Consider the following 859-nt stretch of genomic DNA (forward strand, 5'->3'; position numbering starts at 1 on the left):
GCTGCTCCGGCGGCAACACCAAAAACGACGTCCTCGCCACATGATCACGCACAAGCCGAGCGAAGGTCTTTACATTTACCTTGAGACCACTGAGTGCAACCATCTCTTTGCGCGTGTAGAATTTTCCGGTCGCCGGATCTCGGGTGAGGACCATTTTGGTGGCCCATTCACCGAACAGATCGCTGGCCAGCCCGGACACGAAGTGGCTACGGCTTGAGCGCTCCAGCGAAATCTCGTAACCCTCCTTACTGACATCGTCCACAGCCTCCGCGAACGTACTAAACCCACGCGGATTGAACTCACCCACACCAGGACGCCATCCCACAAGCTTCTTCCGCACTTCCAGCGGCAACCGCACGTCCCCTGAAGACACCACCCCTCCCTCACCCGCGGAACCACCACCCTGGACAACCGCGTCACCGACCAACCCTCCTGACTCCCCACCCGAACCCCCGACATCACCACCACCGGACAGAACCTCACCCCCGGACTCCACCTCCCCCTGCCCCACACCAGGCGACAACGGAGGCGGAGCAACAAAACCAAAAACAGACAACGAAGCCGGATCTAACGTCAACGACGGATCCACCCCACCCACTTCCCCACCCCGACCCACCACATCCGCTTCCCAGCCACCCGCCTCCTCACCACCCAATTCCCCAGCCCCCAACTCCCCACCACCCGGCTCCCCACCGCCCAAATCTCGGCTGTCAGGACCCGACTCAAAAGACCCAAAATCCACACCATCCTCGAACCCGGCCAGGGCCAACTCGCCCAAAAAGGCATCAAGATCCACCGACTCCACCCCACCAACCACCGAACCCACCGCATCCGGTGCGTCCGCCGGCACCGAACCAGA

The 859-nt window shown here is 61.7% G+C and carries 1 pseudogene; it reads right to left on the reverse strand.

Annotation, left to right across the window (positions count from 1 at the left end):
- A pseudogene (locus tag IEZ09_RS45900) lies at positions 1–796 on the reverse strand (hypothetical protein); the annotation flags it as partial.
- Positions 797–859: the final 63 nt, after the last annotated feature.

Origin of the sequence: Lentzea flava, assembly GCF_014648475.1 — a bacterium.
Classification (GTDB): Bacteria; Actinomycetota; Actinomycetes; order Mycobacteriales; family Pseudonocardiaceae; genus Lentzea; species Lentzea flava.